The following is a 3,491-nucleotide window of genomic DNA, read 5'->3' as shown; positions in this document are numbered from 1 at the left end:
CTGGGTAAGGAAATGGTGGCCGCTATGCGCGGCCAGCCGATTGTCATCTGTCGGGGCCACGGAATCACCAGTGCCGCAACCACTGTGCAACAGGCCGTGTTGCAGGCGATCAGCCTCGATGCGCTTGCCCGCATGTCGTTGCGGGTCCGGGCGGCCGGCGGCAGCCTACGCGACATCGACGACCGAGACTGGGACGACCTCCCTGACCTAGGCCCCGGCTTCAACGTCGATGCCGCCTGGCGGCACGAGGTCGCCCGCATCGAGTAGCCGGTCAGCCCAGTTCGTCGCCAATTTCCTTGGCCGCCTCCACCAGAGCTGCCGCGACTGCCGAATACTGCGGCTTGGGCAATCGGTGTTGCGGCGCAGCGAGATTCAATGCCAGCGCAAGTCCAGGCGCGCGGGTCGGTATCGGTACCGCGACCGATGCAACGCCTTCCTCGCTTTCCTCGCGGTTGACGGCATAGCCGCGTTCACGCACCCGCACAAGCTCGTTTTCTAGCGCGGTGCGGCTGCCGATCGAATGCGGCGTAATGCGTTCCAGCTCTTCGTTCGGCAGCAGCTGGCGCAGCTCCTGTTCCGACAACTGCGCCAACATGGCCTTGCCCGTCGAGGTGCAATGCGCCGGCATGGTGCGGCCCAGCCGCGAGGCCACCCGAACAGCGGTGGGGCCTTCGACCGCGGCGATAAACCGTACGGAGGCACCGTCGAGCATCCCGACATGAACGGTTTCTCGCAGACGTTCGCTGAGCGCACGCATCACCGGCGTGGCGGTCCGCTGAATGTCGACGCGGCCGAAAATCGCAAACGCCACACTGGTCAACGCCGGCCCCGGCCCGTAAGCCTTGGTCACCGGGTCTTGGCGAACAAACCCCCTGTAGGCCAACATCGCCAGCAGCCGGTGCGCAGTCGACGACGCCACTCCCAAATAGCGAGTCGCCTCGCTCAACCGGATCTCGGGCTGCTCACCCAATAACAGCAGCAGCTTCAGCGCCTTGTCGACCGACTCGATCGGATACTGCGGCGCAAGCGAGTCGGCGGCACGCTGATTCTTTTCCTGCACGTCAGAGACGGTACCTGCGATAGCGTACAAACTCATGCTTGTGGGATCGAGTGGCGCCGGGCGCATCACGGCCATGCTGGCGACCGTCGGGATCGCATTGGTCGGCTGCACCACATCGGTGGCTGGGCGCGCCATCCCGGCACCCGGGCAACCGTCGTCCACCGCCACAACCAAAGTGACACCGCCAAAGGCAAAGCTGCCGGTGTCCGCACACGAGCTGCTGCTGCACGACGGGGACCCCACTCCCCTGGGCCCGGCCGCCATGACCGACATCGGCGACAGCTACTTCACCAGCGTGCGGCCGTCCGAATGTTCGGCGGCGTTGTTGTTCAAGGGCTCACCGCTTCGGCCGCCAGGCTCAACCGATTACGCCGACTCCGCGTACAGCTTCGGCACTACGGCGATGTACAGCGAATCAGTCGACGTCTACGACACAGCATTAAACGCGCATGACGTGGTGTGGGAAGGTTTCCGAGCGGTGTCCCAATGCACCGGCGATGCCACCGGTGTAGCGCCGCTCGGCGACTTCGGCCCGATGCGACTCACGCAATTCGGCGTAGCCGCAGATGGTGTGCTGGTGTGGACCATGACCCGCTCCGACTGGACCTGTGATTACGGGTTGGCCGTGACACCGAGGGCGGCGCTGATGTTGACGCTTTGTGACCACGAGCCGAAATTGCGCATGGCCGACTGGGCTTCGACACGTCGGGAACAGCTATTGGGCCGGGCCGCCTAGGTGCCGGCCGCTAAGTTCAGCCGATACGTTGCGATCGGAGACAGCCAAACCGAAGGGCTATGGGACGGCGACGACTCAGCCGGGCTGATCGGATTCGCTGACCGGCTAGCCGCCGCCATCGACTCGCTTTATCCCGGGCTTCAGTACGCCAATCTGGCCGTCCGCGGCAGGCGGGTGCGCGAGGTGCTGGACGATCAACTACCGCAGGCACTGGCCATGCACCCGGATTTGATCACCGTGTGCGTCGGCATGAACGACGTCACCCGCCCAGGGCGATCTTTCGATCAAGCCTTAGCCGACCTCGAGCGGCTGTATGCCCGACTCGTCGAGTCTGGAGCGACGGTCGTAACGACAACGTTTCCCGATATCGCCAAACTTCTGCCGGTCGGCCGGCTGCTGGCATCGCGGGTGGCTCGCATCAACGACGTGATCCGCGCGGCCGCTGCGCGTTACGGTTTCGGACTCGTCGATCTCTACACCGCGGCCTCGATGCGAGACCTCGACACCTGGAGTTTCGATCGCATTCACGCGTCGACGAAAGGACACATGCTGTTTGCGGCCGCCGCAGCCGAAGCCTTGAATTCGCCTGGCAGCAATCATGATTGGGCGCGGTCCAACTGTGCTGCGCCGCAACCTTCGCCGGGTTCGCGCGCCTACGCGCAGCTGCGCTGGACCCAGACGCTGTTGCTGCCGTGGGTCTGGCGGCGGCTTCGCGGGCGGTCGTCCGGCGATGGACGAATACCGAAACGCACCCGATTGCAGAGCGTCACCTCCGACAGCAGCACATCGCGCAACGGCTGACGCAGCGGGCCGGCGCGCGGCCGGCGGCCGGGTCAGGCATCCTGGTTCCCATGACCGTCGTCTCCCTGCTGCAGGCCATCCCGCCGGTGACGGTCTATCTGGTGGTGGGCGTCGTGGTGGGAGTCGAAAGCCTGGGCGTCCCGCTTCCCGGGGAAATCGTGCTGGTCACGGCGGCCCTGATGTCCTCGCACCACGAACTGGCGGTCAACCCGGTCGGTGTCGGCGCCGCCGGGGTGATCGGAGCCGCAGTCGGCGACTCGATCGGTTACACCGTCGGCCGTCGGCTCGGGATGCCGCTTTTCGACTGGTTGGGCCGACGTTTCCCCAAGCACTTCGGTCCCGCGCACGTCGCCTTCGCCGAGCGGCTGTTCGACCGCTGGGGTGCCCGAGCGGTGTTTTTCGGGCGGTTCATCGCACTGCTGCGGATCTTCGCCGGCCCGCTCGCCGGCGCGCTGAAGATGCGCTACCCCCGGTTCCTGGTGGCCAACGTATCCGGTGCCATCTGCTGGGCGGGTGGTACCACCGCGCTGATCTACTTCGCCGGGGTGGCCGCCGAGCGCTGGCTAACCCGCTTTTCCTGGATCGCCCTGGTGGTCGCCGTGGTGGCCGGCGCCATCGCCGCAGCGTTGTTCCGGGAACGCACCGCCCGCGCGATCGCCGAGCTCGAAGCCGATCACGCCGACAAATCCGGCAGTGCTACCGGCTAGCGTCTACGAATTCCGGTGGCGCTCGATGAGCATGCGGGCCATGGCTTTTGCGCGCTGCGCTGCTTCCACGTCGCCTTCGGCAGCAGAGATGATCGAGCCCTTCATCAAGATGTGCCAGGACCGCGCGAAGTTCTCGACATCGCATAACCCGGCCGCCTCTGCGCGCTGACGCACAATGTCGCGAATG

The 3,491-nt window shown here is 65.8% G+C and carries 5 protein-coding genes and 1 pseudogene; 4 read left to right on the top strand and 2 right to left on the bottom strand.

Features of this window, described 5'->3' with window-relative positions:
- The coding region (locus VFA16_RS02895; RefSeq protein WP_324966371.1) for a class II aldolase/adducin family protein at nt 1-267 on the top strand (267 nt) is incomplete at its 5' end.
- A 4-nt stretch (nt 268-271) separates the two neighbouring features.
- Here VFA16_RS02895 and VFA16_RS02890 read toward each other — a convergent pair.
- Nucleotides 272-1,096 carry an IclR family transcriptional regulator gene (locus VFA16_RS02890; RefSeq protein ID WP_324966370.1) on the bottom strand — a complete coding sequence of 275 codons (825 nt, stop codon included), beginning with the start codon at nt 1,094-1,096 and terminating at the stop codon, nt 272-274.
- On the opposite strand from VFA16_RS02890, the gene VFA16_RS02885 reads away from it, so the two are divergent.
- From VFA16_RS02885 to VFA16_RS02875, 3 genes are read left to right on the top strand one after another with little or no spacing between them, the layout of a single operon-like run.
- Nucleotides 1,095-1,796, top strand: coding sequence for a hypothetical protein (locus VFA16_RS02885; protein ID WP_324966369.1), 702 nt, complete (start codon nt 1,095-1,097; stop codon nt 1,794-1,796). The genes VFA16_RS02890 and VFA16_RS02885 overlap by 2 nt on opposite strands.
- Nucleotides 1,797-2,597: an SGNH/GDSL hydrolase family protein gene (locus VFA16_RS02880; RefSeq protein WP_324966367.1), complete on the top strand. Its 801-nt coding sequence runs from the start codon at nt 1,797-1,799 to the stop codon at nt 2,595-2,597.
- 50 nt (nt 2,598-2,647) lie between these two features.
- Nucleotides 2,648-3,304, top strand: a complete 657-nt coding sequence (locus VFA16_RS02875; protein ID WP_324966366.1) for a DedA family protein — start codon at nt 2,648-2,650, stop codon at nt 3,302-3,304.
- Between the two features lie 3 nt (nt 3,305-3,307).
- On the opposite strand, the pseudogene VFA16_RS02870 reads toward VFA16_RS02875, so the two are convergent.
- A pseudogene (locus VFA16_RS02870) lies at nt 3,308-3,491 on the bottom strand (TetR family transcriptional regulator); the annotation flags it as partial.

Origin of the sequence: Mycobacterium sp. (assembly GCF_035653355.1) — a bacterium.
Classification (GTDB): domain Bacteria; phylum Actinomycetota; class Actinomycetes; order Mycobacteriales; family Mycobacteriaceae; genus Mycobacterium.
The sequence above is the reverse complement of the archived record's forward strand: the minus strand, read 5'-3'. Positions and strand labels throughout refer to the sequence as shown.

Excerpts from the sequence above, each read along its gene's own strand:
- VFA16_RS02885 (WP_324966369.1), top strand. The coding sequence starts at position 1,095 with ATGCTTGTGGGATCGAGTGGCGCCGGGCGCATCACGGCCATGCTGGCG.
- VFA16_RS02890 (WP_324966370.1), bottom strand. The coding sequence starts at position 1,096 with ATGAGTTTGTACGCTATCGCAGGTACCGTCTCTGACGTGCAGGAAAAG.
- VFA16_RS02875 (WP_324966366.1), top strand. The coding sequence starts at position 2,648 with ATGACCGTCGTCTCCCTGCTGCAGGCCATCCCGCCGGTGACGGTCTAT.